The 24,756-nt window shown below is 38.6% G+C and carries 25 protein-coding genes; 8 read left to right on the top strand and 17 right to left on the bottom strand.

Features of this window, described 5'->3' with window-relative positions:
• Positions 1-291: 291 nt before the first annotated feature.
• The gene (locus tag AC1M9I_RS04450) at positions 292-1,377 is read right to left on the bottom strand and encodes an AraC family transcriptional regulator (protein ID WP_481594294.1); all 1,086 of its coding nucleotides are present in this window, start codon (positions 1,375-1,377) and stop codon (positions 292-294) included.
• 216 nt (positions 1,378-1,593) lie between these two features.
• Here AC1M9I_RS04450 and AC1M9I_RS04445 point away from each other — a divergent pair, with 216 nt between their 5' ends.
• The gene (locus AC1M9I_RS04445; protein ID WP_481594295.1) at positions 1,594-3,009 is read left to right on the top strand and encodes a cytochrome P450; all 1,416 of its coding nucleotides are present in this window, start codon (positions 1,594-1,596) and stop codon (positions 3,007-3,009) included.
• Between the two features lie 169 nt (positions 3,010-3,178).
• Complete coding sequence (locus AC1M9I_RS04440) at positions 3,179-3,613, top strand: PH domain-containing protein (protein WP_092766163.1); 435 nt, start codon at positions 3,179-3,181, stop codon at positions 3,611-3,613.
• A gap of 52 nt (positions 3,614-3,665) precedes the next feature.
• Here the strand turns inward: AC1M9I_RS04440 and purD are convergent, their stop codons facing one another.
• The 7 genes from purD to AC1M9I_RS04405 form a co-directional block, all read right to left on the bottom strand.
• The gene (purD, locus tag AC1M9I_RS04435) at positions 3,666-4,949 is read right to left on the bottom strand and encodes a phosphoribosylamine--glycine ligase (RefSeq protein ID WP_481594296.1); all 1,284 of its coding nucleotides are present in this window, start codon (positions 4,947-4,949) and stop codon (positions 3,666-3,668) included.
• 136 nt (positions 4,950-5,085) lie between these two features.
• Positions 5,086-6,660, bottom strand: coding sequence for a bifunctional phosphoribosylaminoimidazolecarboxamide formyltransferase/IMP cyclohydrolase (purH, locus tag AC1M9I_RS04430; RefSeq protein ID WP_481594297.1), 1,575 nt, complete (start codon positions 6,658-6,660; stop codon positions 5,086-5,088).
• An 88-nt stretch (positions 6,661-6,748) separates the two neighbouring features.
• Positions 6,749-7,018 carry a DNA-binding transcriptional regulator Fis gene (gene fis, locus AC1M9I_RS04425; RefSeq protein WP_001086304.1) on the bottom strand — a complete coding sequence of 90 codons (270 nt, stop codon included), beginning with the start codon at positions 7,016-7,018 and terminating at the stop codon, positions 6,749-6,751.
• Between the two features lie 375 nt (positions 7,019-7,393).
• Entirely contained in the window at positions 7,394-8,248 is an 855-nt protein-coding gene (locus AC1M9I_RS04420; protein ID WP_481594298.1) for a DUF3426 domain-containing protein, read from the bottom strand.
• A 19-nt stretch (positions 8,249-8,267) separates the two neighbouring features.
• The gene (gene prmA / locus AC1M9I_RS04415) at positions 8,268-9,167 is read right to left on the bottom strand and encodes a 50S ribosomal protein L11 methyltransferase (RefSeq protein WP_180027873.1); all 900 of its coding nucleotides are present in this window, start codon (positions 9,165-9,167) and stop codon (positions 8,268-8,270) included.
• Between the two features lie 135 nt (positions 9,168-9,302).
• Entirely contained in the window at positions 9,303-10,202 is a 900-nt protein-coding gene (locus tag AC1M9I_RS04410) for a bile acid:sodium symporter family protein (RefSeq protein ID WP_035267632.1), read from the bottom strand.
• A gap of 132 nt (positions 10,203-10,334) precedes the next feature.
• Positions 10,335-10,691, bottom strand: a complete 357-nt coding sequence (locus AC1M9I_RS04405) for a hypothetical protein (protein ID WP_035267631.1) — start codon at positions 10,689-10,691, stop codon at positions 10,335-10,337.
• A gap of 258 nt (positions 10,692-10,949) precedes the next feature.
• On the opposite strand from AC1M9I_RS04405, the gene mnmG reads away from it, so the two are divergent.
• On the top strand, positions 10,950-12,830 hold the full coding sequence (gene mnmG, locus AC1M9I_RS04400; RefSeq protein WP_481594299.1) for a tRNA uridine-5-carboxymethylaminomethyl(34) synthesis enzyme MnmG: 1,881 nt from the start codon (positions 10,950-10,952) through the stop codon (positions 12,828-12,830).
• A 391-nt stretch (positions 12,831-13,221) separates the two neighbouring features.
• Here the strand turns inward: mnmG and AC1M9I_RS04395 are convergent, their stop codons facing one another.
• Positions 13,222-14,220 (bottom strand): helix-turn-helix transcriptional regulator, encoded by a 999-nt coding sequence (locus AC1M9I_RS04395; protein WP_481592976.1) that lies wholly within the window; start codon positions 14,218-14,220, stop codon positions 13,222-13,224.
• Between the two features lie 226 nt (positions 14,221-14,446).
• On the opposite strand from AC1M9I_RS04395, the gene AC1M9I_RS04390 reads away from it, so the two are divergent.
• From AC1M9I_RS04390 to AC1M9I_RS04370, 5 genes are all read left to right on the top strand, one after another.
• Positions 14,447-15,997, top strand: coding sequence for a circularly permuted type 2 ATP-grasp protein (locus AC1M9I_RS04390; protein WP_481594300.1), 1,551 nt, complete (start codon positions 14,447-14,449; stop codon positions 15,995-15,997).
• A 21-nt stretch (positions 15,998-16,018) separates the two neighbouring features.
• A complete protein-coding gene (locus AC1M9I_RS04385) occupies positions 16,019-16,621 on the top strand; it encodes an alpha-E domain-containing protein (protein ID WP_092766170.1) in 603 nt (200 codons plus the stop codon).
• Positions 16,618-17,397 carry a transglutaminase family protein gene (locus tag AC1M9I_RS04380; RefSeq protein ID WP_092766171.1) on the top strand — a complete coding sequence of 260 codons (780 nt, stop codon included), beginning with the start codon at positions 16,618-16,620 and terminating at the stop codon, positions 17,395-17,397. Before AC1M9I_RS04385 ends, AC1M9I_RS04380 begins: the two co-directional genes overlap by 4 nt.
• Before the next feature lie 25 nt (positions 17,398-17,422).
• Complete coding sequence (locus tag AC1M9I_RS04375; RefSeq protein WP_035267625.1) at positions 17,423-18,157, top strand: proteasome-type protease; 735 nt, start codon at positions 17,423-17,425, stop codon at positions 18,155-18,157.
• 78 nt (positions 18,158-18,235) lie between these two features.
• The gene (locus AC1M9I_RS04370) at positions 18,236-18,679 is read left to right on the top strand and encodes a BLUF domain-containing protein (RefSeq protein ID WP_092766172.1); all 444 of its coding nucleotides are present in this window, start codon (positions 18,236-18,238) and stop codon (positions 18,677-18,679) included.
• A gap of 24 nt (positions 18,680-18,703) precedes the next feature.
• On the opposite strand, the gene alr is transcribed toward AC1M9I_RS04370, so the two are convergent.
• The 8 genes from alr to cyoC form a co-directional block, all read right to left on the bottom strand.
• Positions 18,704-19,774, bottom strand: a complete 1,071-nt coding sequence (gene alr / locus AC1M9I_RS04365) for an alanine racemase (RefSeq protein WP_481592978.1) — start codon at positions 19,772-19,774, stop codon at positions 18,704-18,706.
• Positions 19,775-19,885: 111 nt separating this feature from the next.
• Positions 19,886-21,331 (bottom strand): replicative DNA helicase, encoded by a 1,446-nt coding sequence (dnaB, locus tag AC1M9I_RS04360; RefSeq protein ID WP_035267619.1) that lies wholly within the window; start codon positions 21,329-21,331, stop codon positions 19,886-19,888.
• A 203-nt stretch (positions 21,332-21,534) separates the two neighbouring features.
• Positions 21,535-21,981, bottom strand: coding sequence for a 50S ribosomal protein L9 (gene rplI, locus AC1M9I_RS04355; RefSeq protein WP_035267617.1), 447 nt, complete (start codon positions 21,979-21,981; stop codon positions 21,535-21,537).
• Positions 21,982-21,990: 9 nt separating this feature from the next.
• Positions 21,991-22,218 (bottom strand): 30S ribosomal protein S18, encoded by a 228-nt coding sequence (gene rpsR, locus AC1M9I_RS04350; protein ID WP_004719336.1) that lies wholly within the window; start codon positions 22,216-22,218, stop codon positions 21,991-21,993.
• A gap of 11 nt (positions 22,219-22,229) precedes the next feature.
• Positions 22,230-22,616 (bottom strand): 30S ribosomal protein S6, encoded by a 387-nt coding sequence (gene rpsF / locus AC1M9I_RS04345; protein ID WP_035267614.1) that lies wholly within the window; start codon positions 22,614-22,616, stop codon positions 22,230-22,232.
• Positions 22,617-22,920: 304 nt separating this feature from the next.
• Positions 22,921-23,799: a heme o synthase gene (gene cyoE / locus AC1M9I_RS04340; protein WP_035267056.1), complete on the bottom strand. Its 879-nt coding sequence runs from the start codon at positions 23,797-23,799 to the stop codon at positions 22,921-22,923.
• Between the two features lie 10 nt (positions 23,800-23,809).
• A complete protein-coding gene (gene cyoD, locus AC1M9I_RS04335) occupies positions 23,810-24,142 on the bottom strand; it encodes a cytochrome o ubiquinol oxidase subunit IV (RefSeq protein ID WP_171076771.1) in 333 nt (110 codons plus the stop codon).
• Positions 24,139-24,756 (bottom strand): cytochrome o ubiquinol oxidase subunit III, encoded by a 618-nt coding sequence (cyoC, locus tag AC1M9I_RS04330; protein ID WP_180027638.1) that lies wholly within the window; start codon positions 24,754-24,756, stop codon positions 24,139-24,141. The genes cyoD and cyoC overlap by 4 nt, the downstream gene beginning before the upstream one ends.

Genomic DNA, 24,756 nt, shown 5'->3' with positions numbered 1-24,756 from the left:
CTTGTTTCAAGAGCACTTCAAGCTATTCATCTGTTAGAGATAATTCAGTATTTAGCTATCAATTATTTAAGCATTGATAACAAAAAAGTTGGTTGATGATAACAATTTTTTTTTATTCAATATAGTGATGTTAATGAACTAGCTTAGCATAAAGCGTCATATACAATTTATGAGAATGTATAAATAAACTTTAAATATCATACTTATAATTTGAGTGTTTAAAATTAGAAAGACCCGTTATCAGCCGAACACCTTATAATGATTTAATATATCAATATGAAAAATATGGATTTAATTTAATTTAGAAATTTGCTTGGTAAGATCATTATTGTATTTCTGCCGATATTGGCTAGGTGGCATACCAAACCAACGCTTGAATGCTCGTCTGAAATTTGAGGCATCGTGATAATTAAGAAGCATACCAATTGTTTCAATCGTGAGTTGCGTATGCTCAAGAAAATAAGCACTTTGTTGTGCAAGTACCTGATCTTTGACCTCTTTAAAGGTTAAACCGTCTTTTTCTAAATGACGAGCTAAGGTTCGTTTGCTCATGAATAATGAAGCGGCAATCTCGGATTCATTTTTGGGATCTGATAAATGCTCAATCAGTATTTTTTTGACACGAAATTGATAAGTATTTTGGGGTGTAAGAAGATCCTTAAGTACATTTTCACATTGTTTTTTTGCAATCAGATAGTTCTCCTGACTTGCTGAAGCATTCGGGATTTTACACACAGATAAAGGTATCTGAATGCCATCAAAAGATTGTGAAAATGCGAAATCACATTGAAAAATTTCTGTATAAGCAGCATGGTAAGCAGGTTTAGGATAGCTAAAAAGCAACTTCGCCTCAGTTAATGGCTTACCTAAAATAAATTCAGCACACTCTTTAAATACCACCATGCAAGACTCGATCATGCTTTGATATACAAGGGTGGAGCAATCGATATTAAATTGAATTTTACAATTCATCTGCTGATCACGCTTTTCGAGAATGACCTCTGCAAATCCAATTCGAGTAGGTAGATAATGTTGAATCGCATCAAGTGCAGCATAAAGGTTCGGGCAACTGTGCATCAAAAAGCCCATTGCGCCATGAGTCGTGGGTTTAAGGCGATGCCCAAGTTCTAAACCGAAATCGGGAACATCTGTCATGTTCAATGCATTGTCAAATATACGAATAAAATCAGATGCTGAAATCCGAGAATCTTCTTGTTGAATAAATTCAGCAGTCAGTGATGTGCCATTCAATAAAGTTGGGAATACACGCAGCCCACCTCCCAATTGTTGCGCAATAATTCTGACATAGGCGCAGGGAATCAATGCCCGAATTGCATTATCGTCCTGATTGCTATGTTCTATTCCTTTAGAAATCATACTCAAGTCCAGATAGCGTGATATTGATCTTTCTTAAATCTAGCCTCATTAGAGCTGCTAATTTGGATAAAAAGAATGTCAAAAAATGACTTATTAATGTCAAAAAATGACCTGATTGTGTATTTTTAAAATTCTATGCTCAAACACAGATCATCAGCTTAATGGAATAAAGGCTGAATATAAATTTAATGATGAGATCACATAGGACACATTGTCATGAATAATTTAGTCAAAAAAATGAATGCTGTTCGAGTAGATTTGGTGAATTTTAGCGCTCGCTATATTCCCTTAGAAAATCACATCAAAGCTGCTCATGTATACCATAAATTAAAAAGTAGCTTTTTTAAAAATCCTGATTTTGATCAAATTGAAGAAACTCAACTTCCAGATCCAAATGTTTGCACCTTACAAGAGCTTGATGTCAGTAGCCCTTTTTTATACAAGCAAGGTGTATGGAAGGATACTTTTAAGCGACTACGTAAAGATGCGCCGATACATTATCAATCAAACAGTTTATTTGGTCCTTTTTGGTCGATGACACAGTACGAAGATGTCATGTACGTTGATAAAAATCATCAGCTCTTCTCTTCAGAACCGATCATTATGTTGGGTGAGCAACCGCAAGGTTTAGAGCTTGAAATGTTTATTGCGATGGATCCACCGAAACATGATATTCAGCGTAAAGCTGTGCAGGGGGTTTTCGTACCAAAAAACTTGAAAGACATGGAAAGCTTGATTCGGACACGGACCCAAGACGTACTTGATCACTTGCCTTTAAATGAAGCTTTCGACTTTGTAGATCGAGTTTCAATTGAACTGACCTCAAGAATGTTGGCGACATTGTTAGATTTTCCTTACGAAGAACGCCGTAAATTGGTCTATTGGTCTGAAATTGCATCCTCATCGCCAGGTACGACAGGCGGTACGATGACCATTGAAAATACTTTTGATGGTTTAAAAGAGATGGTGAGAGATTTGTCACAACTCTGGCATGATAAGGCTGCGCGTATAAAAGCAGGTGAAGCTTCAAGTTTTGACTTGATGAGTATGCTTATTCGGAGTGATGAGACAAAAGATCTGATTCAGCGACCATTAGAGTTTCTGGGGAATTTGGCATTATTAATCGTAGGCGGGAATGATACGACTCGTAACTCGATGTCGGGCGGGATTTATGCAATGCATTTGTTCCCTCAAGAATTAGACAAGCTGAAGAATAATCCTGATCTGTTGCCTAATATGGTTAGTGAGATTATTCGTTGGCAGACACCGTTGGCGTATATGCGCCGTGTAGCGACTCAAGATCTGATGTATAAAGGTCAGTATATCCGCAAAGGTGACAAAGTTGTTATGTGGTATGCGTCTGCTAACCGTGATGAAACTGTGTTTGAGAATGCGGATGAATTTCTCATTGATCGTGAAAATGTGAAAAAACATCTATCATTTGGTTATGGAATTCATCGCTGTATGGGTAGTCGTTTGGCTGAGATGCAATTGACCATCCTGTGGGAGGAAATTATGCAGCGTTATGACAGAATTGAAGTGCTTGAAGAACCTGAGATTGTTCAATCTAATTTTGTTCGTGGGTATTCTAAGATGATGGTAAAGCTGCATCCTAAAGTAAATCAGGAATAAGGAAAAGCTGTTTCTAAGGGTTTAAGGACTACTTTAGATTATGATTTAACTATTTATTAATTATTGTGTATTTGTTGAAATGAATTGGAATGTTAGATATTGTTGCAAGCAATATAAATATTTTCAATAAATCCTAATATTAAGCACAATTTATAATTATGAGGTAGTGATGGGTAGTTACATTGAGTCTAATCTAGCTAGAGACGAAAAAATATTAGAAAGGGCACATGTGTCTTGGATGTCTCAAATTGGCTATATTATTATAGGGGTATTATTGTTACCTATGGCTGGAATTGGTCTAATTTTTATTTTAGTAGCTATTATTAACGTATGGACCACAGAGCTAGCTATAACGAATAGAAGGATTATTGCTAAAACTGGGTTAATTCGCCGTAATACAATTGAACTTAAAATCAATCGTGTAGAGAGTCTTGGTGTAGATCAAGGTATCCTAGGTCGCATATTTAATTTTGGTTCAATTATTGTTAGAGGAACTGGTGGTTCTAATGCCCCAATTCCATATATTGCTAAACCATTAGATTTTAGAAAATCAGTCAATCATTATCTTGATGAATTAGATGATAAAACATCAATTGAACTTTAAGAAATTAATTAAAAACCCCGCACAAAGCGGGGTTTTTAATACTTAATCTGTATTAAGCATTTTCACGAGCAATCGCGCGGTAACCAATATCTTTACGGTATTGAACGCCGTCAAACGTTACTTTTTGGCAAAGCTCTAAAGCTTTTGCTTGTGCTTCACCAATGGTATTGCCAAGTGCAGTCACGCAAAGGACACGACCACCAGCAGTTACGATGTCACCATTCTCATTGGCTTTTGTACCTGCATGGAACACTTTCGCATCTGCCATTTCAGTATCTAAACCAGAAATCACGTCGCCATTGCTAGACGTTTCAGGGTAGCCACGTGACGCAAGTACGATACCAACCGTTTTACGCTCATCCCATTCAGCTTCTGCAGGAAGTTTACCTTCAATACCTGCTTCAACTAAATCAACTAAAGATGATTTTAAACGCATCATGATCGGTTGAGTTTCAGGGTCACCAAAACGACAGTTGAACTCGATTACTTTAGGCTGACCTTGTTCATCAATCATCAAACCTGCGTATAAGAAACCTGTATAAACGTGCCCGTCTTTTTTCATACCTTCAACGGTAGGACGCATCACTTCATTCATGGTTTTTTCAAAAACTTCAGCCGTTACAACAGGAGCAGGAGAGTAAGCACCCATACCACCAGTATTAGGACCTTGGTCACCTTCAAAGATACGTTTATGATCTTGTGAAGTTGCCATAGGTAAAATGTTGTCGCCATCAATCATACAAATGAAAGATGCTTCTTCACCTGCCAAGAACTCTTCGATGACAACGCGTGAACCTGCATCACCAAATTTGTTGCCTGCAAGCATGTCATCAATCGCATCAAATGCTTCTTGATTGGTCATGGCAACAATTACGCCTTTACCCGCAGCAAGACCATCTGCCTTGATTACGATCGGCGCACCATTTTTCTCAACAAATGCCTTAGCAGCATCGACTTCCGTGAACACGTCATAGAAAGCCGTTGGGATGTTGTGACGTTTCAAGAAGTGCTTGGCAAATGCTTTAGAGCCTTCTAATTGCGCTGCAAATTGGGTAGGACCCCATATTTTCACACCTGCCGCGCGACAAGCATCGACTACACCATTTACTAGCGGTGCTTCAGGACCGACAACAATCAGATCCACGGCATTATTTTTTGCAAAGTCGATAATGGCAGGGTTCTCTAAAATGTTAAGTGCTACATTTTCACATTTTGGTTCAGTTGCTGTGCCCGCATTACCCGGTGCAACAAAAACTTTAGCTACTTTTTCATCTTGAGCGATTTTCCATGCTAACGCATGTTCACGACCGCCATTACCCAAAACTAAAATATTCATCGGTTCATACTCCATGAATCGAAAATGACATAAAGTCCTCAACTAAATGAATAGAAGAGGACTTTAGGCAAGATTAAAAATCTCTTAGCAGTGTTATAGGTGACTTATGAGAAGTCATCATGACACGAACCATTAATTAATGACGGAAATGACGCATGCCAGTGAACACCATTGCAATACCTGCTTCGTCAGCAGCAGCAATCGTTTCTTCATCACGCATTGAACCACCCGGTTGGATAATACATTTGATACCTGCTTTAGCGGCGTTATCAATACCATCACGGAATGGGAAGAATGCGTCAGATGCCATTACTGCACCTTCAACGACTAAACCAGCATGTTCAGCTTTGATCGCAGCAATACGAGCAGAGTTTACGCGGCTCATTTGACCTGCGCCCACACCAATCGTTTGACGGTTTTTAGCATAAACAATCGCGTTTGATTTAACGTATTTCGCAACTTTCCAAGCAAAGATCATGTCATCGATTTCTTGTTCAGTTGGTGCACGTTTAGTCACAACCTTTAAGTCATCTTTAGTGATCATGCCTAAGTCTTGGTCTTGAACCAATAGACCGCCATTTACACGTTTGTAGTCAAGCTGTGCAGCACGTTCGTCAATTGCTGGTAATTCGCCACATACAAGTACACGTACGTTTTTCTTCGCACCAGTAACTTCTAATACGCCTTCAGCAACGCTTGGTGCAATGATCACTTCAACAAATTGACGATCAACAATAGCTTGTGCAGTTGCAACGTCTAATTCACGGTTGAATGCAATGATGCCACCGAATGCAGATTCTGGGTCAGTTGCATAAGCTAAATCATATGCAGCTTTAATGCCTTCTAAAGAGACTGCAACGCCACATGGGTTTGCGTGTTTTACGATTACACATGCAGGTTTAGCGAATGATTTAACACACTCTAAAGCTGCGTCAGTGTCCGCGATGTTGTTATAAGAGAGTTCTTTACCTTGTAACTGTTTAGCAGTAGAAACAGATGCTTCAGTTGCAGCAGGGTCAACATAGAATGCAGCAGATTGGTGTGGGTTTTCACCGTAACGTAAATCTTGTGCTTTATTTAATTGCGTATTGAATGTACGTGCAAATTGATCAGCTTGACCTTCTTCTTTACCAACGCGAGCGCCTAAGTAAGATGCGATCATACCGTCGTACTGAGCAGTATGTTCAAATGCTTTAACTGCTAAGTCAAAACGAGTTGCATAAGAAAGTAAGCCTTCAGCTTTAAGCTCAGCAACTACAGTCGCATAGTCAGATGCATTTACAACGATACCAACAGCTGCATGGTTTTTCGCAGCAGCACGAACCATCGTTGGACCACCGATGTCGATATTTTCGATTGCATCAGCAAGTGAGCAGTTAGGTTTTGCAACAGTTGCAGCAAATGGATAAAGGTTTACCACAACTAAATCGATCGCATCGATGTTGTGTTCAGCCATCACAGCTTCATCTAGACCACGACGAGCCAAGATACCACCGTGGATTTTCGGATGAAGTGTTTTTACACGTCCGTCCATCATCTCTGGGAAACCAGTGTGCTCTGAAACTTCGACTACAGCAATATTGTTGTCACGTAACAACTTATAAGTACCGCCAGTAGATAAAATTTCTACCCCTAGAGCAACAAGGTCTTGGGCAAATTCAACAATGCCTGTTTTATCAGAAACAGAGATTAATGCGCGTTTAATAGTCATGATTTAGTCACAGTTATCAAGAATTAAAACAAAAAAGCTAAATAGCAGGTAAAAAAAATGCCCGCGGAAGCCGCAAGCATTTTATCATTTATTCACTCATTAAACCGTGAGCTTTCAACTTTTTACGTAAAGTACCACGGTTAAGGCCTAGAATCTCAGCAGCGCGAGTCTGGTTGCCACGTGTATATTCTAACACTACAGATAAAAGAGGTTTCTCCATTTCTGCTAAAACCATGTCATAAACTTGAGATGGTTGCTCGCCTTGCAATTGTGCAAAATAATGGCGAACTGCGCGATCTACGTGAATACGAAGAGCGACATCAGATTGTGCAGTAAAAATAGGAGATTTGCTATTCATGCGAGTTAATCCGAGAATCAATAATCACTTAGGGTAAAAGTGATTTTGTGGTCAAAATAAAAAAAACGAGCTCCGTTTTAGGTCCTAAAACGGTCGACTCTAAAACAAGAACAATTAGCTTGCCACAACTAGAGCAATTGAGTGAAAAATAAGCGTAACAATAGTTTAATATTTGTTACGGTTCCACATAAAACAAAAAACATCCCTGATGCGCTGAATAAAAAAATTAAGCACATGAACAGAACTGTATTTATTTTGAGAAATTGCGAGGAGTTTGCGGTACAAAGCTTTCGTGGCGCGTATCATACCATTGTCTATGAAAAAGTGAGCAAGAAAACTACATTTTTTTTAATTTTTTTATCGTTTTTTTTGATCTTATGGTCGTATAACTTCCAATTTATAATTGTCAAACTCAGATTGAGAAAAATTTATACTAAATTTGAAACCAAATGGACTGTCTTGAGGAATTCGTGTAATTCCATGCAAACTTTCTACTAAATATTCATTGGGTGCTTTAATAGAGGATGAAATCAATTTACCTTGTTGAAAAATGCTTATTTTCAAGAGAGGCAGTTTTAGCCCTTTGCTATATTCGTTCACCAAGTGACCTGAAAAAACAGTGGAGATCGCTGATGTTGACTCAATATTGAGGTCTTGTACTTTTATATGGGTATAGCGTTCATCAAGCGTGTCACAATTAAATAAGTTACATGCTGATATAAATGCCTGATTTAGCGCAGGTGAGCGTTGCAATACATTTGGGTTAAACCATAAAAATTGAAAAACCAGTAATAACGCTAAAATTGTATTTACGATCGCCCATGTCGCAATATAAAGCCTAGTTCTTGGTTTCGATTGGCTATTGGCATGGATTGATGATGAAAGATTTAAAGAAGGGTAGTTGGTAATCGGATCATGATTGAACGTATTTAAGTTATTTAAATACGTACGCAAGGTTATGTTTGAATTTGCAACTTTACGATCGAAAATATCCAATAGGTGTTGTTCTTGTTTGGGTTCAATTACATCTTCAGATGGTGCGGTACTGTCTTGTGCTTCTGTGATTAAAGGTTCAATCACTTTCGGTTGAGGATTGAATAGATGTAGAAGCGCATTAAACTCAGCAGAACATTTAGGACAACAAACCATACCCTCGGCAACAGTTAACTGGGTGACTGATACCTTGTAAATTGTGGAGCAATTTGGGCAGCGGGTTTGTTTATCACTCATATCTTAAATTAAGCTCTACTTATTTATGGCGTTTCCCAGAAAGACGGTACCAATTTTCATCACGCTTTTCTTTGTCTAATATATCAAAAAATTCAGCATAAACACGAGAAACATCATCAACTTGCTCTTCAATAATACCGGCTAGTGCGAATTCACCCTCAGGTTGAATGAGTGTTGAAAACTCCTCAGCAAGCGCCATCAGTGGGCCAGCAAGAATATTTGCGACAAATACATCTGCCTTTTGCTCACCAAGTGTTTGATTAAATTCTTCAGGTAAGCCGACATATAAATTTTCGAGCACGCCATTTAATTCAGCATTTTGTTGTGTAGCGAGTACAGCTTGAGGATCAATATCTGTCGCATATACTTTTTTTGCACCAAGCAATAGGGCAGCAACACCTAGAATGCCAGAACCACAGCCGTAATCGATGACGATTTTGTCTTTTACATCGGTTTTACCTAACCATTGTAGGCAGAGGAATGTTGAAGCATGATTACCTGTACCAAAAGCTAGGCCTGGATCTAATTTAATATTGACCGCATCCGCTTCAGGTGCTTCCATCCACTCAGGCACGATCCAATATTTTTCACCAATTTGAATTGGCTCATATGCATCCATCCAAGTGCGTTCCCACTCTTGATCTTCGATAAACTCATAACGTAAAGGCGCTTCAGGCATCTGGTCTTTAATGAAAGTTTCTAGTGCGACGACATCGATTTCTTCATCATCTTCTTGAGCGTAAATACCCGTTACGATGACTTTGTTCCAAAGCGGAGTCTCACCTGGAAGTGGTTCTAATAACGCTTGATCTTCTGCATCATCTAGCGTCACACTGACTGCACCAAGAGATAATAATAATGTTTCAGTAAAATCAACTTGTGCTTGATCGACAGTAATATGGATTTGTAACCACTTCACAGTAAAAAAACCTAAATATGCAATACGAGAGTTAGCATTGTACTGTATTCGCTTTAAGAATGCAGATAAAACCTGAAGCATAAATAAAGGCACGATTACAGTGCCTTTAAGATGAGTTGGTTAACTCAATTAATATCAGTTAATTTGTGAGTGGTTTCGAGTTAACTCAGCCGGATGGTCTAATGGTGCAAAACGATTCAGCAACATGCCGAAAATAGCAGCGAAGATATACATAAAGATTGAATAAACAGCTGCTGGCATCGCAATTTCGCTGCTATTCATTATCGTGATTGCAATCGCCATGGCCAAAGTACTGTTATGGATACCAATTTCAAAAGCACACGCTCTTGCTTGAAAACTCGGTACACCAAAGAAGCGTGGTAGAAAATAACCAACGCTAAGACTTGCGATACAAAATAACGCTGTTGCCAAACCAATTTGAGCAAGATAATTCATAATGTTGGCACGTTCAGAAAGTACTGCACCGACAATAATTAACACTAAGAATACAACGGCAAAAATACGCACTGGTTTTTCTAGTTTGGTTGCAACATTTGGAAATTTGTAGCGCACAAACATACCGAGGGCAACTGGAATAAGAATAATGGCGAACACTTGTAAAATTTTACTAAATTGCAGACCAATTTGAGTTGAATCCTGAATGAAATGTGTGATTGCAAAATTCACGATCAGCGGCAAGGTCACTGCAGCAATAATGGCATTAATCGCAGTCAAGGTGATGTTGAGGGCAACATCACCTTTATATAAATAGCTAAACAGATTGGCTGTCGCCCCCCCAGGTGAGGCAGCAAGCAACACTAAGCCGACAGCCAAGTAAGGCGATAGATTGAGTATTTTACATATAATAAATGCAACGCCAACCAAAATGACGAGTTGGGAAAATAATGCGATGAGCACTGCTTTAGGGTGTTTACGAACGCGTAGAAAATCTTGAACAGTGAGTTCAAGTCCTAAACCCGCCATCACAATTGCAAGTGCTAAAGGTAAAAAAATCGTAAGGATCCCTGTGTCCATAAATTCATCCTGAATTTTGTTGTGCTATTTATAAATAGATCGTTATTTTTAATTTGGTTTTATCGTTATCAATAAATAAAAGCAACAAATTTTTCAATTGGTTGCATAAACGGTCGAATTTAAAAAAATAGGTTAAGACGCTTTTGGCATCGGTGGCGCATATCCGAGTGCACATTTGCCTTTATATTCTTGACCTTCAATATTCACGGAAACACTCGCTGCATCAGACTTACAAGCTGAATTAAGCTGCTCTTCATTGCCTTTCAAATCTTTACTTTGGGTAGGGAAAAATTGAGTTTGGCAAGTACCATTCCAAATGATTCCTTTATACGGGAAGCTGACAGCATCGCCTTCGCTTTTACCCTTACATACGCTTTGGAATTGTTTGGCATTATAGGCATTATCAACTTTGTCATTCGCAATACTCATACTACTTACGCTTAGACCCAAACAACATAACATTGACATCGTAAATAACTGGACTTTCATGTTCGTATACTCTTGTTAAAAAATATGACAGGAATATGTTGAAAAAATAGTCAAATCAATGGAAGGGCAATGCTGTAAATAAATTTTCTAAATTGTTAAAAAATCACTTAAATCTGCAAAATTTATAAATTTTAATATCAATATGGTTTATATTATTGGACTTCAAAAAAATTAGAATTAAATTGTTCTCGATTGTCTCAAGGCAAACAAAATTTGCTATAATTTTCTGTCATTATTTTTATCTCCTCATATACCACTATGCATTATCCTAAAGTTTACGATGTCATTGTTATCGGTGGCGGACACGCTGGTACAGAAGCAGCGCTTGCTGCGGCACGTATGGGTCGACAGACTTTACTCTTAACTCATAATATTGAGACTTTAGGGCAGATGAGCTGTAACCCAGCGATTGGTGGTATTGGTAAATCACACCTTGTTCGCGAAATTGATGCCTTAGGTGGTGCGATGGCACTCGCTGCAGACAAGGGTGGTATTCAGTTCCGTATTCTGAACTCACGTAAAGGTGCTGCAGTTCGTGCAACGCGTGCGCAGGCTGACCGTGTACGTTATAAAGCGGCTATTCGCGAAACATTAGAAAACCAAGCCAATCTTGATATTTTCCAACAAGCAGCAGATGATCTCATTGTTGACGGCGATACCGTTAAAGGTGTGGTAACACAAATGGGGATTCGCTTTGATGCGAAAACAGTCGTGTTAACCGCTGGTACATTCTTGGGTGGCGTGATTCATGTTGGTCTTGAGAAATCAAGCGGCGGTCGTGCAGGTGATCCACCTTCAATTTCTTTAGCGCACCGTTTACGTGAGCTTCAATTGCCAGTAGGTCGTTTAAAAACAGGTACGCCACCACGTATTGATGCACGTTCTGTAGATTTCTCTGTGATGACACCACAGCCGGGTGATTTCCCATCACCAACGATGTCATTTATGGGTGATGCATCTATGCACCCAGAGCAAGTCAACTGCTATATCACGCATACCAACGACAAAACACATGAGATTATCCGTGGCGGCCTAGACCGTTCACCGATGTATACTGGTGTGATTGAAGGTGTAGGTCCACGTTACTGTCCGTCAATCGAAGATAAAATTCATAAATTTGCCGATAAAGATTCTCATCAAGTATTCTTAGAGCCTGAAGGCCTAGATACACATGAACTTTATCCAAATGGTATTTCTACATCTTTACCGTTTGATGTGCAGTTCGAGTTAGTACGCTCAATCCGTGGTATGGAAAATGCGCACATTCTTCGTCCGGGTTATGCCATTGAGTATGATTATTTCAATCCACAAGCGTTGAAATTTACTTTAGAAACTAAAGCGATTAATAACTTGTACTTCGCTGGTCAAATCAACGGTACGACTGGTTATGAAGAAGCAGGTGCACAAGGATTACTTGCAGGCCTGAACGCTGCACGCCGTGCGTGGGATCAAGAGCAATGGACACCGAAGCGTGATGAAGCGTACATGGGTGTATTGGTTGATGACTTAATCACTTTAGGTACGAAAGAACCGTACCGTATGTTTACCTCACGTGCGGAATACCGTTTGATGCTTCGTGAAGATAACGCAGACCAACGTTTGACGCCAATCGGTCGTGAAATGGGTCTTGTGGATGACGAGCGTTGGGCAGCATATTGTGAAAAAATGGAAGCGGTTGAGCGTGAAACAGGTCGTTTGCAACATCTTTGGGCTGCACCAAACAATCCAATGGGTAAAAAATTCGTTGAAATGACAGGTGCGGATCTTTCTAAAGAATGTTCAGCAATTGATTTATTGAAACGTCCAAACATTACTTTTGCTCAAATTGCGGAACTTACTGGTTCTGATGTTTCTGCTCAAGTGGGTGACCAAATTGAGATTGCGGTGAAATACGAAGGTTATATCAACCGTCAGCATCAGGATGTTGCGCAAATGAAGCGCTTAGAAGAGACTAAGATTCCAGCTGATTTTAATTATGACGTGGTATCTGGTTTATCTCGTGAAATTACTTTGAAACTCAAAGAAGTTCGCCCTGAAACTCTCGCTCAAGCAAGTCGTATTCCGGGCGTTACACCTGCTGCTGTTCAATTGGTGATGATTACGATTCGTAAGAATGCACAAACTAAAAAATCTGCTTAAGCCTGTTGCAGTCCAAAAAACCCGCTTGATGCGGGTTTTTTTGATCCTCATATAACGATTTATTCATAAATAAGATAAATAATTTATTATTTACGTTTAACAAGAATAGAGATTAATAAAGAAATTATGATTATTTCTCAATCCAAGTTGATGTCGTTATATTGATTCTACGTTCACAACAAAGAGGAAAGGCCATGACGATGAAGCGTATTCGTTATAATGGTTATGAAATTGCATGCTGCACGATGTAAATCATAATCCAACGACATTGAAAAGTGTACGTGGGCTAAAGGGGAGTTTAGTTCACGTATTTAAACTCAACACAATAAGAAATCAGCGCAATACTGAAAATATGATAATAAAAAATCTTCAGAGCCAATTTGGCTCTTTTTTAATTTTCAATTTCATGAACGGCGTTAAATACATCGAGCGGTTCTATACGAATGATTTTTTTGCCGAAGCTTCTGAGCCACCAAACCAATTGTGAAGTAAATGGCACATTAGCCACCACTTTAAAGAGATCATCGGATACTTGTGTAATGGATTGATCTTTACTGAGTTGGCTTTCGGAAAAGTAAAGTGCATCAGCTTTATTCATAAAGAGTTCGAGTGGAACGAGCTCAGTGGGTTTATTGAAATCAACTCTAAAGCCGAGCGCACCAGATTCAATGTAAGCATCAATATCAAAGTCAACAGGGTGTAAGGCGCGTTGTTCTAGAACTTTTGCAGATTTAAAGCGATGTAAAGCAAAGGTTTGAACTTCTGATTTGTCATGTCGAGTACAAATCAAATAAATGATTGAACCCTTTTGAACCAATGCGAGCGGGTTTAAGGTATAACCACGTTCTTCACTTTCAGGTCCACGCGCACGATATATGCATTCGATCTGTTTATCTTGTAATAGACCTTCATAAATGGCTTGCTGCGCATGTTTCTCTACAACAGGAGGGATCAAGGGCTGGCTTGCAGGGACAATACGGACACGGTTAATCCACTGACGTACGTTGTTTTGTGTAGATAAGCTGCGTTTTGCAAGCTCGAACCAAGGGTTCATCTCCTCAATTAAACTTGGAGGAAGCAAATGCTTCAAATGCTCTTCAACCATCATAAAGGTGACCGCTTGTGAGCTGGTCATATGCGGCAAGCTTTGAATTGGGGCATCTGATCGCCAACGCCAACCTTGTGGTACAGTTTTATTACTCTCAATAGGAAATCTTTGAGAAATTTGATTTAAATCACGTTGAATGGTTCTTAAACTGATTTCAATACCTTCTCTTTGCAGGGTCTCTTGCAACTCTCGTGTACCCATCCATTTGCCAGTGGTTAAACGTGAAAGAATTTGCCACTGTCGATATAAGCTATTCGATGTTTCTTTTTCTTGAGAGGACATAATCAACTAATGAATAAAGAGAAAATATTTTTCAAACACACAATAAAAAATCTTTAAGAGATAAGCAAGCATGGAAAGTGAAGCTATTGACTATATTTCGATACATCTTTAGGCCATTTTTCGTTGTGAATGCTTCAAAAATGGGGCATTAATAGATGAATAGGTAAATTTTTGGCATTGAAATTGCTTAATTTTGTTTACAATTGATAACAATTAAGAGGTATGTATGCTAAAAGAGGAAAAAGATACCACTTCAATTCTCGCAAATTTTAAGGCTGATCATACCGTCGAAGCTTTTGAAAAATCTATGCAGATCGAAGTTAAACAAAACAGCACTGCGTACTTGTTCGATCAACTTAAATCTGAATTTTATAATGAACTTTTAGATGATAAAACGATTGGCTTAGAGGCATCTAGCAAAATCGAAAATTGGTTATGTGAAAGAAGCTTGGATGAGCTGAAATCATTAAATCATCAAGCGAAGGAACATTTCCTCTATCAGGGCATTACATTTACAGTCTATGGTGGTGCTGAGGGTACAGATCGTATTATTCCTTATGACTTAATTCCACGTGTAATTGCCAAACAACAATGGCACAAAATAGAGCAAGGCTGTGCACAAAGGGTGCAAGCATTGAACTTTTTTTTAGATGATATTTACCATAATCAGGCGATTTTAAAAGATGGTTTAGTGCCTGAGCTGCAAGTGCTCACTCATGAGGCATACCAACCATTGATGTATAAACATTCATTGAAAGGTAAAGTTTATAGTCAAATTAGCGGAATCGACATTATTCGTGATCAGCAAGGTGACTTCTTCGTACTAGAAGACAATTTAAGAACACCATCAGGCGTGTCTTATATGTTGGAAAGTCGAAAAATTAGTGAAAAAATGATGCCCGAACTTTGTAAGTCATCAAATTTACAAGGTGTAGAGCAATATCCTCAACTTTTAAGACAAATACTCGAGGAAAATGCTGAAGTATATAAACCATTTATCGTGGTGCTTACACCCGGCCGATATAACAGTGCATATTATGAGCATTGTTTCCTCGCACGTGAGATGGATGTTCCTCTAGTTACAGGTCAGGATTTATTCGTTGAAAATGCTAAGGTCTATGCCAAAACCGTTTGGGGTAAAAAACAAGTCGATATAATTTACCGACGCCTAGATGATGGATTTCTTGATCCATTGTGTTTTATGCCAGACAGTACATTAGGTGTACCTGGCCTAATGTCTGCTTACTTACAACACAATGTCGTGATTGCGAATGCGCCTGGCACGGGGGTAGCAGATGACAAATCAATCTATCCTTATGTCGATAAAATGATTAATTACTATCTAAACCAGAAGCCAATTTTAAATAACGTACCGACTTACCAATGTCGTGAACGTGAAGAACTCGATTATGTACTTTGTAATTTAGAAAAGTTAGTGGTTAAAGAGGCGCAAGGTTCAGGCGGTTATGGCATGTTAATTGGTCCTAAAGCGACCGAACAAGAAATTGAACAATTTAGATTAAAGTTAATTGCACAGCCGCATGCTTACATTGCACAACCAACTTTAGCGCTTTCAGTCGCTCCCACTTTAACTGAATTCGGCATCGCTGAACGCCATATTGATTTAAGACCGTTTATTTTAAGTTCACCGTATCGTACAGAAATCGTGCCGGGAGGTTTAACCCGAGTTGCGATGCAAGAAGGGTCATTAGTTGTAAATTCGTCACAGGGTGGTGGCATTAAAGATACGTGGGTTATAGATCCGCTACATTCATAAATATACAACCAGGAGCTTGTCATGATTATATTAAACAGCAATGCGCAAAATATTTACTGGGTTGGCCGTTATTTATCTCGTATTCAACATTTATGTGGTCAGTTTCCATTTCAAGATGATGTTCAAGCATTGCAGTATGCCCATGCTTTTTGCTTACCTGCTTTTAATGCGTGTTCGCTCAATGAGCTGATTCTGAGTAATGATCAGCCAGCTTCTTTTTTTCAACAATTTGAATATGTGAAAAATAATATTCAAGATTTACGTGGTGTATTGTCAGTTCAGGCTTATTCAGAATTAAAACAGATGGTGGATACAGCGACACAAAATGCAGGATTAATTTGTACTGTTGTTGATGAGTGTAGCGATATTCTAGAAGCTGAAAATGAAGACATTTTTCTGTTTTTTAGTCTAGGACAATATTTCGAAAATCTTGATCGTGAAATAAGATTGAATCAGGATGTTAATTCTACAATCAATTCTTTAAGTGTTGTGATTGAACTGTTGAAGTCTAAAGGATGGGACAGCTTAGATGAGGCTTGGCAACATCTTTTAGCGCATCCAAATGCTAATAGCTTTTACCAATTGAATGATCAGGTGCAATGTTTATTTGAGGTGGATGCATGAAATTGATGATTAATCATCAAACCCATTATCAATATACGGAAACGGCAAAAAATAGTATCCAATATATACGAATGTGTCCTCAATGTAATGCTCACCAAAAAGTAGATGCTTGGTCAGTGAGTATTCCTGGTCATACGGTCGAAGCAAAAGATGCCTTTAATAATATTTGGATCACTTCGACTCAACGCTATGCATATCAAAATTTAAGTATTATGGCGCAGGGCATTATTGAAATCGATACAGTTTCAGAACAAGCTATTGAGTCAGAAGTGCCAGTCGGTATTTTTCTACAAATTACCCCAGCGACTCAATGTGATGCTGAAATGAAAGCTTTTGCAGCTCAGCATGTGAGTAAAAAGACTCGTGATGAATTAAAACATTTAAGTTATGCATTGCTTGAGCATATGCCATATATTTCAGATTCTACTCAAGTGAATACTACGGCAATAGATGCATTCCATCATCAACAAGGGGTATGTCAGGATCATACTCATGTATTTGTAGGTATGTGTAGAGAGTTAAATATTCCTGCGCGTTATGTTTCTGGATATCTTTACGTTCCAGAAATGAGTCATTTGGCGAGCCATGCTTGGGCTGAAGCTTATATAGATGGAGTTTGGTATACATTTGATGTTAGCAATCAGCTCTATACGCCAAGTTCACACATTTATATTGCATTAGGGCGTGATTATTGGGACGTTGCACCTATCAGAGGTGTGCGAGAGGCTGGTGGCGTGGAGAGTATGACGACCATCGTTCAGGTATTACCGTGTTAGAACAAAATTTAGAAGAGAGATTTCAATGACCTATTGTTGTGCTATGCGTTTACGTGATGGCTTAATTTGTATCAGTGACACGCGAACAAATGCAGGTGTAGATCATATCTCTGTCTTTCGTAAACTCTATCTTTTCGGTGTTGAGGGTGAGCGTTTTATCAGTATACAAACTGCGGGTAATTTGGCGACGACACAAGCCGTTATAGGACATTTACAGAATCAGCTAGATTTAAAACACGAACCTAATTTGTATAGTGTGAATAGCATGTTCGAGATGGCTGAATTGGTTGGTCATACTTTAAAGCGTGTCATTATGGATGTGACTACTGATCAACTAGAGCAAAGTAATTATCACTGTACGATTTTACTTTCTGGTCAAATTCAAGGGGAGGATATTCAGTTATATAATATTTATCCTCAGGGTAATTTTATCAATGCGACGTCAGATACGCCCTTTTTTCAGATTGGGGAAAGTAAATACGGTAAACCAATTTTAGATCGTGCATTAAATTACAATACTGAATTAGATGAAGCATTAAGATGCGGTTTAATTTCATTTGATTCAACCCTTAGATCTAATGTTTCTGTGGGCTTACCACTAGATGCATGTATTTATAAAAAAGATAGTTTTGCAATTCCATTGTCTAAACGTATTCATGATGATGATCCATATTTCTCATCAATTAGTAAACTTTGGTCAGATACTTTGCGTCAAGGATTGAACGGTTTGCCACGGCCAACAGAAGACTATTGGCAATAATTTTGCTTTATGATTGAGTTTAGATTAAATTGAGTTGCATTGAATATTAAATCATTACTATAAAAATTAGGGGAAGCAATGCAACAGTTCAGTTATGCGAGTGTGTCGACTGCAGATGCAAGTCGCTTATTGATTGATGTTCGTGAAATCTTGAATGAAGCCCGTCATTTCAATTTTGAGCATAAAATTTCTGGAGCGCTATATTATGCAGATGGGCACTATTTTCAATGTCTAGAGGGTGATGAAACCACACTAGATATATTGTTGCAAAAGCTTCACAAGGATAAACGCCATCATCAAATTCGCCTATTCCAGCGAAAAAATATTGAAAAAAAACAATTTCAAGAATGGTCTATGAAGTTTGTAGGACGACAAAGTCCAGTGAAGCAGGCTTTAATAGATATGGGATTTAGTCAATTTACGCCTACACAGTTTACACAAGATCAAGCTGATTATTTAATTCGATTTTTGACACGCGCTCAGGATACGGATTTTAATGAACTACAACGTAATGCTGTTTAGCATTACGTTGATTTAATTTGCTCATTACATTTTGAGACGCTTCGGACGTTGGCTTAATCGACATAACAACTCATAACCAATCGTACCATTCGCTTCAGCAACATCATCCACTAAACGATGTTTACCCCATAATTCTACTGGATCACCAATTTTCGCGTTGAGATCAGTGACATCTATGGCAATCATATCCATGGCAACTCTGCCAATCACTGGGGTTAATTGACCATCTAGTGAAACCGAATTCTCACGAATAAAAGTTCTTGGATACCCATCACCATATCCGATCGAGACAATTGCTAATTGCATAGGTCGCTGTGCAACAAAGGTTGAGCCATAACCTACAGCTTCACCTGATTGAATGGCATTAAGTGCAATAATCTCAGCACTGAATGTCATGACAGGTTTTAAATCTAGAGCGTGGACGCCACGATCTGCAAATGGCGTTGCGCCGTACAGCATAATACCAGGACGAACATAGTCAAAATGCAATTCAGGGTATTTATAAATTGCTGCTGAATTACAACACGAAGCTAAAATTGGTGCACAATCTTGTTTTACTTCAAGAAATTGAGATATTTGTTGTTCATTTAAAGGGTGATCAACATCTGCATTAGCAAAATGCATTGCAAGTACACAGGTAAAACCTTCATTTTTTAATTGATGAATAATCGATTTGATTACATCAATTTTGAAGCCTAAGCGGTTCATTCCGCTATTTAGTTTAACCCATACTTTTAGATTTCGGGCGATATAAGCATCTTTAACTTGCAACAACCACTGCAGTTGTTGATGATGATGAACGATTACTTCAATATGTTGGTCAATCGCAATTTGCATTTCATCTTCAGAAAAAACACCTTCAATTAATGTGATAGATTGTTTAAAACCTAATTCACGTATTTCAAGTGCTTCTTCTAAACATGCAACGCCAAAAGCATCAGACTGGCTCAATGCGGCTAAACAGTCTGAAACGCCATGACCATAAGCATTTGCCTTCACCATACTTACAACTTTAGAGTTTGGTGCAATTTGTTTCACGCGATTTAAATTGTATTGCAATGCGTGTGTGTCAATACAAACCGTTGCTTGGCGCACTCTAATTTACTCCTAGAGGCATGTGGAAAGGTTAAATCTTTTAAAATAAAAAAAGATAATTGTGGTCAGATCAATTCGTGGGTTCTCAACTACGAATTTATCAAAGCAAAATTACTCTTCTTCTTGGTTTTGCGCATAATATTCAGGTGATAGATTACTGAAACGCGTATATTGACCTTCAAAAGCGAGTCGAACGGTACCAATTGGACCATTACGTTGTTTACCGATAATGATTTCGGCAGTTCCTGCTTCTTTAGATTCTTTGTTATATACCTCATCACGGTAAATGAACATGATCAAATCGGCATCCTGCTCAATTGCTCCTGATTCACGTAAGTCTGACATCACAGGACGTTTATTTGGACGGTTTTCGAGTGAGCGGTTAAGCTGCGAAAGTGCAATCACAGGGCAATGCATCTCTTTCGCCAATGCTTTCAAGCTTCGAGAAATTTCACCAATTTCACCCACACGGTTATCACCCATACCTGGTACTTTCATTAACTGCAGGTAATCGACCATGATGCAACCCAGTTTACCACCGTGTTGTTTGGCTATACGTCTTGCACGTGCGCGCATTTCAGTCGGTGGAAGGGCAGAAGAATCATCAATATAGAGATGCTTCTCTTGCAGTTGAAGAATCGTTCCTGTGACCTTGTTCCATTCTTCGCCATCTAATTTGCCAGATCGCAAATGTCCTTGATGCACTTTACCAAACGAGGAAATTAAACGCATGGCAATAGAGTCAGCAGGCATCTCCATGGAGAATACGAGAGCAGGAAGGTTGCAATTGAATAGCACACTTTCGACTAAATTCATTGCGAAAGTTGTTTTACCCATTGATGGACGGGCAGCAACGACGATCATATCTCCAGCTTGCATACCTGATGTTTTATTATCAAGCTCCACAAATCCTGTGGTAAGACCTGTAATATTCCCATCAAGTTGTGATAATTCGTTGAGTTTATCGAATACATCTGCGACAACGGTATTAATTGCTTTTGGTCCTTGAGCTTTAGCATTGTTATTGTGTTGTTCAGCCAAAGAAAAGATACTGGTCTCTGCTAAATCTAAAATTTCACTGACTTCTCGGCCTTTCGTGTCATAAGCATTTTGTAGAATTTCATTACCAACTTTGATCATATTTCTCAAAGTTGCAAATTCACGTATTTTATTGGCATAAGTTTCAAGGTTATAAAAGCTTGATGGAGAATCCGCCATCAATTGCATTAAATATTCTTCACCACCAATCGCATCAAGCAGGTTCTGTTTGATTAACCAATCATTGACCAATACGGCATCATAAGGTGAACTTTCTTTAGAAAGTTTTTCAATTGCTCTAAAAATATATTTATGTCGAGTCGCGTAAAAATCATTCTCGGTTAATATATCGCTGACCTGTTCGAATGACTCAGCTACTGTCATGAGTGCGGCAAGAACAGCCTGTTCAATAGCAAGATTGTGCGGAGGCGTACGAAACTCTTTGAGTGCTGAAGATTCGCTCTTTAGCAAATCTAACTCAGTGTTATTCGTATTTTTTTTGGCAGTCGCCTGAGACATATAAAACCTTGATTTACAATAATTACGAAAATGAATAGGGGAGACTTATCTTAATGCAAAATGCACAATCAAGACAGTGCAACAAATAATATCGATAACAAATGAAAAACTAAGTCCAAATTTCAGCTTGCTAAATAAAATTTTATAATTATTAGGGATAAAAAAAGAGCATGCAGATGCATGCTCTTTTTCTTTGCATAAAATTACTCAGATACGATAGTAACGAGAACTTCAGCAACAACATCATGGTGCAATTGGATTGCGATGTTGAATTCGCCAGTGTGACGAAGTGCACCGTTCGGTAAACGAACTTCAGCACGGTCAACTTCAAGACCAGCATTTGTCAACGCGTCAGCGATGTCACGAGTACCGATAGAACCAAATAGTTTACCTTCGTCACCAGCTTTCGCAGTGATTACGATATTTACTTCGTTCAATTGGTCAGCACGTGCTTGAGCAGCAGCTAGTACTTCAGCTTCTTGCTTCTCAAGTTCAGCACGACGAGCTTCAAATGCAGCAGTGTTAGCTTCAGTAGCAGCAACTGCTTTACCTTGAGGGATTAAGTAGTTGCGGCCGTAACCAGCTTTAACTGAAACTTTATCACCTAATTTGCCAAGGTTCTTAATGCGTTGTAATAAGATAATATCCACAGCTCAACCTCACTTATGATTGTCAGTGTAAGGAATCAACGCTAAGTAGCGAGCTTGTTTGATAGCAAGAGCTAATTGACGTTGGTAACGAGCTTTAGTACCTGTAATACGGCTAGGAACAATCTTGCCGTTTTCAGTGATGTACTGTTTTAAAGTATCGATATCTTTATAGTCGATATATGTAACGTTCTCAGCTGTAAAGCGGCAGAACTTACGACGACGGTAGAAACGTGCCATTGATGTTCTCCTTATGCTTCAGCAGAGTCTTGAGCTTGTTGTGCTTCTTCACGTTGAGCTTTACGCGCACGTTTTTCTTCAGCACTCTTAGCCAATAAAGACTCTTCAGTGATTGCGTTTTCACGACGAATAATAACGTTACGAAGAATAGCATCGTTGTAACGGAATAATTCTTCTAATTCATTAAGCGTAGTTTGGTTACATTCAACGTTCATTAAAATGTAGTGCGCTTTGTGAATTTTGTTAATTGGGTAAGCCAATTGGCGACGGCCCCAATCTTCAAGACGGTGAATTTGACCTTCAGCATCTTTAATGTGAGAGATATAGCGTTCTACCATACCTACCACTTGATCGCTTTGGTCTGGATGTACCAGAATTACGATTTCGTAGTGACGCATTGTCAGCTCCTTACGGTTTTATGCAGCCCCTAACGCATTTGTTAGAAGCAAGGAGTCACAAATAAATTTTATTGGTTTCAAAAAAACTTAATGTGTCGCAAAAAATGCGAAGCTGTATTGTAAGGATGTCGGCAGGGGATTACAAGAAAAATAAAGCAAAATATAACGACGAAGAAAATAAATTGGAATATTTAATTTTGAAAATTAACTTACTTTTAGAAAGTATTTGAAGGTAGTGTTGAGTATAGATATTTATAGACTGCTTAAAGCGAAGATAAAAAAAAGATAGAGGCTTCTCTATCTTTTAAAAAATGACAAGATTGTTTATTGGTGCAGTAGCAGTAAAACTAAAGCAAATACTAATAATCGTAATTAGGAGAACAGAGAATAAAAAATATTTCTTTGCCCATAATTGATCATTTTCAGCTTTAAATCCAATGATATTTAAATATAGCCAATAAACAGTCAATACATTGAGAATTATACAATAAAGCCAATTTGCATAGCCAAATACAAATAAAGCGTTCATTGAGATTGCAAATAGCACAATGTAAATCAGCGATTCGATCTTGGTGCGAACAATCGAGCGCGCAACAGGAAGAATCGGAATACCCGCATTTTTGTAATCATCAAAACGATAAATTGCAATTCCCCATGAGTGAGGCATTTGCCAAAATGCATAACCCAAGAAAATGAGTAGCGCACCTAAATCGAATTGATTCGCGACCGCTGTATATCCAATGACAGGGGGAGCTGCACCAGAAATACTACCGACCACAGTTTGGTGGATCGTTGTTCGTTTTGTCCATAAGCTGTAAAAACCAACATATACGACAAAACCAATAACTGCGAATAAAAAAGCGTACGCATTTACCCAAAACCATAAAATGCCAAAACCGAGTATGCCTAACAGCAAAGCAAAAGCTAATGCAATTTGAACAGAAATGGTTTTCTTAACTAACGCACGATTTTGTGTGCGCTGCATTTTTTGGTCGATGTCTTGATCAATAACGTTATTGACCACACATCCAGATGCAACTACGAGGGTAGTGCCAATGAGGGTAAGAAGCAGGAGAAGGAAATCTACTGAACCTTGGGTGGCTACAAAGTAGCCACCCAAAGTGGTAACAAAGTTACCAAAGAGAATTCCTGGCTTAGTCAGGAATAAGTACTTTTTAAACATGACAATCAGTTTAGATCATCATGTTTGAATGTAAGTAGTTCATGATCCATACAGAACCAACTAAAAGAACAGCAATAGTTAGAATTGTATAGATAAATGCAATCACGTTCCAACGTTGCTCTGAAGATGAGTTCATGTGCAAGAAGTAAACTAATTGTACAAGTACCTGAGCAACAGCTGTAATACCGATAACAGCAATAATTGCACCACGGCTGAAGCTATCAGTATTCATTGCCATGTAGAATGGAACTACAGTCAATAAAACAGAAAGTACAAACCCGATTGTGTATTGCTTTACGTTACCGTGTGATGCACCAGCAGCATTATGATCATGACTCATTATAATACTCCCATTAAGTACACTACGCTGAATACGCAGATCCATACGATGTCAAGGAAGTGCCAGAACAAGCTTAGGCAAGCAAGACGACGAGTATTGATTGTAGTCAAACCATATTTTTTGATTTGAATCATCAACACGATCATCCATACCAAACCAGAAGTTACGTGAATACCGTGCGTACCAACTAAAGTAAAGAACGCAGATAAGAACGCACTCACGCTTGGTCCATGACCAGCATGAACTAAATGATTAAATTCATAAAGTTCCATGCCGATGAAGATTGCACCGAATACAAATGTAACTGCTAACCAAGTTAGAACTTGACCAACATTTTTCTTGTAAGAAGCAAGTACCGCAAAACCAAATGTCACTGATGAAATCAAAAGTGCGAAAGTTTCAGTTAAAACGAAACCTAAAGAATCTGCAAAAAGATCCTTTGCACTTGGAGTGCCAGGTGGAATATGACTGCTTAATACAGCGAACGCGATGAAGAGTGTACCGAATAAAATCAAGTCACTCATCAAGTAAGTCCAAAAACCAAAGACCGTGATGTCTGTATCATCGTGATGATGTTCATCATGCTCGTGGTTTTCGTGATGAAGTACTTCAGCCAT

It is taken from the genome of Acinetobacter sp. ANC_7553, from assembly GCF_056779895.1.
The sequence above is the reverse complement of the archived record's forward strand: the minus strand, read 5'-3'. Positions and strand labels throughout refer to the sequence as shown.

Excerpts from the sequence above, each read along its gene's own strand:
- rpsF (WP_035267614.1), bottom strand. The coding sequence starts at position 22,616 with ATGCGTCACTACGAAATCGTAATTCTGGTACATCCAGACCAAAGCGAT.
- cyoC (WP_180027638.1), bottom strand. The coding sequence starts at position 24,756 with ATGGCTGAAGTACTTCATCACGAAAACCACGAGCATGATGAACATCAT.
- AC1M9I_RS04395 (WP_481592976.1), bottom strand. The coding sequence starts at position 14,220 with ATGTCCTCTCAAGAAAAAGAAACATCGAATAGCTTATATCGACAGTGG.
- AC1M9I_RS04410 (WP_035267632.1), bottom strand. The coding sequence starts at position 10,202 with ATGGACACAGGGATCCTTACGATTTTTTTACCTTTAGCACTTGCAATT.
- AC1M9I_RS04375 (WP_035267625.1), top strand. The coding sequence starts at position 17,423 with ATGACCTATTGTTGTGCTATGCGTTTACGTGATGGCTTAATTTGTATC.
- AC1M9I_RS04405 (WP_035267631.1), bottom strand. The coding sequence starts at position 10,691 with ATGAAAGTCCAGTTATTTACGATGTCAATGTTATGTTGTTTGGGTCTA.
- dnaB (WP_035267619.1), bottom strand. The coding sequence starts at position 21,331 with ATGTCTCAGGCGACTGCCAAAAAAAATACGAATAACACTGAGTTAGAT.
- AC1M9I_RS04445 (WP_481594295.1), top strand. The coding sequence starts at position 1,594 with ATGAATAATTTAGTCAAAAAAATGAATGCTGTTCGAGTAGATTTGGTG.
- purH (WP_481594297.1), bottom strand. The coding sequence starts at position 6,660 with ATGACTATTAAACGCGCATTAATCTCTGTTTCTGATAAAACAGGCATT.
- mnmG (WP_481594299.1), top strand. The coding sequence starts at position 10,950 with ATGCATTATCCTAAAGTTTACGATGTCATTGTTATCGGTGGCGGACAC.
- AC1M9I_RS04450 (WP_481594294.1), bottom strand. The coding sequence starts at position 1,377 with ATGATTTCTAAAGGAATAGAACATAGCAATCAGGACGATAATGCAATT.
- purD (WP_481594296.1), bottom strand. The coding sequence starts at position 4,949 with ATGAATATTTTAGTTTTGGGTAATGGCGGTCGTGAACATGCGTTAGCA.
- AC1M9I_RS04385 (WP_092766170.1), top strand. The coding sequence starts at position 16,019 with ATGATTATATTAAACAGCAATGCGCAAAATATTTACTGGGTTGGCCGT.
- AC1M9I_RS04370 (WP_092766172.1), top strand. The coding sequence starts at position 18,236 with ATGCAACAGTTCAGTTATGCGAGTGTGTCGACTGCAGATGCAAGTCGC.
- AC1M9I_RS04390 (WP_481594300.1), top strand. The coding sequence starts at position 14,447 with ATGCTAAAAGAGGAAAAAGATACCACTTCAATTCTCGCAAATTTTAAG.
- fis (WP_001086304.1), bottom strand. The coding sequence starts at position 7,018 with ATGAATAGCAAATCTCCTATTTTTACTGCACAATCTGATGTCGCTCTT.
- AC1M9I_RS04380 (WP_092766171.1), top strand. The coding sequence starts at position 16,618 with ATGAAATTGATGATTAATCATCAAACCCATTATCAATATACGGAAACG.
- AC1M9I_RS04420 (WP_481594298.1), bottom strand. The coding sequence starts at position 8,248 with ATGAGTGATAAACAAACCCGCTGCCCAAATTGCTCCACAATTTACAAG.
- AC1M9I_RS04440 (WP_092766163.1), top strand. The coding sequence starts at position 3,179 with ATGGGTAGTTACATTGAGTCTAATCTAGCTAGAGACGAAAAAATATTA.
- rpsR (WP_004719336.1), bottom strand. The coding sequence starts at position 22,218 with ATGGCACGTTTCTACCGTCGTCGTAAGTTCTGCCGCTTTACAGCTGAG.
- cyoE (WP_035267056.1), bottom strand. The coding sequence starts at position 23,799 with ATGTTTAAAAAGTACTTATTCCTGACTAAGCCAGGAATTCTCTTTGGT.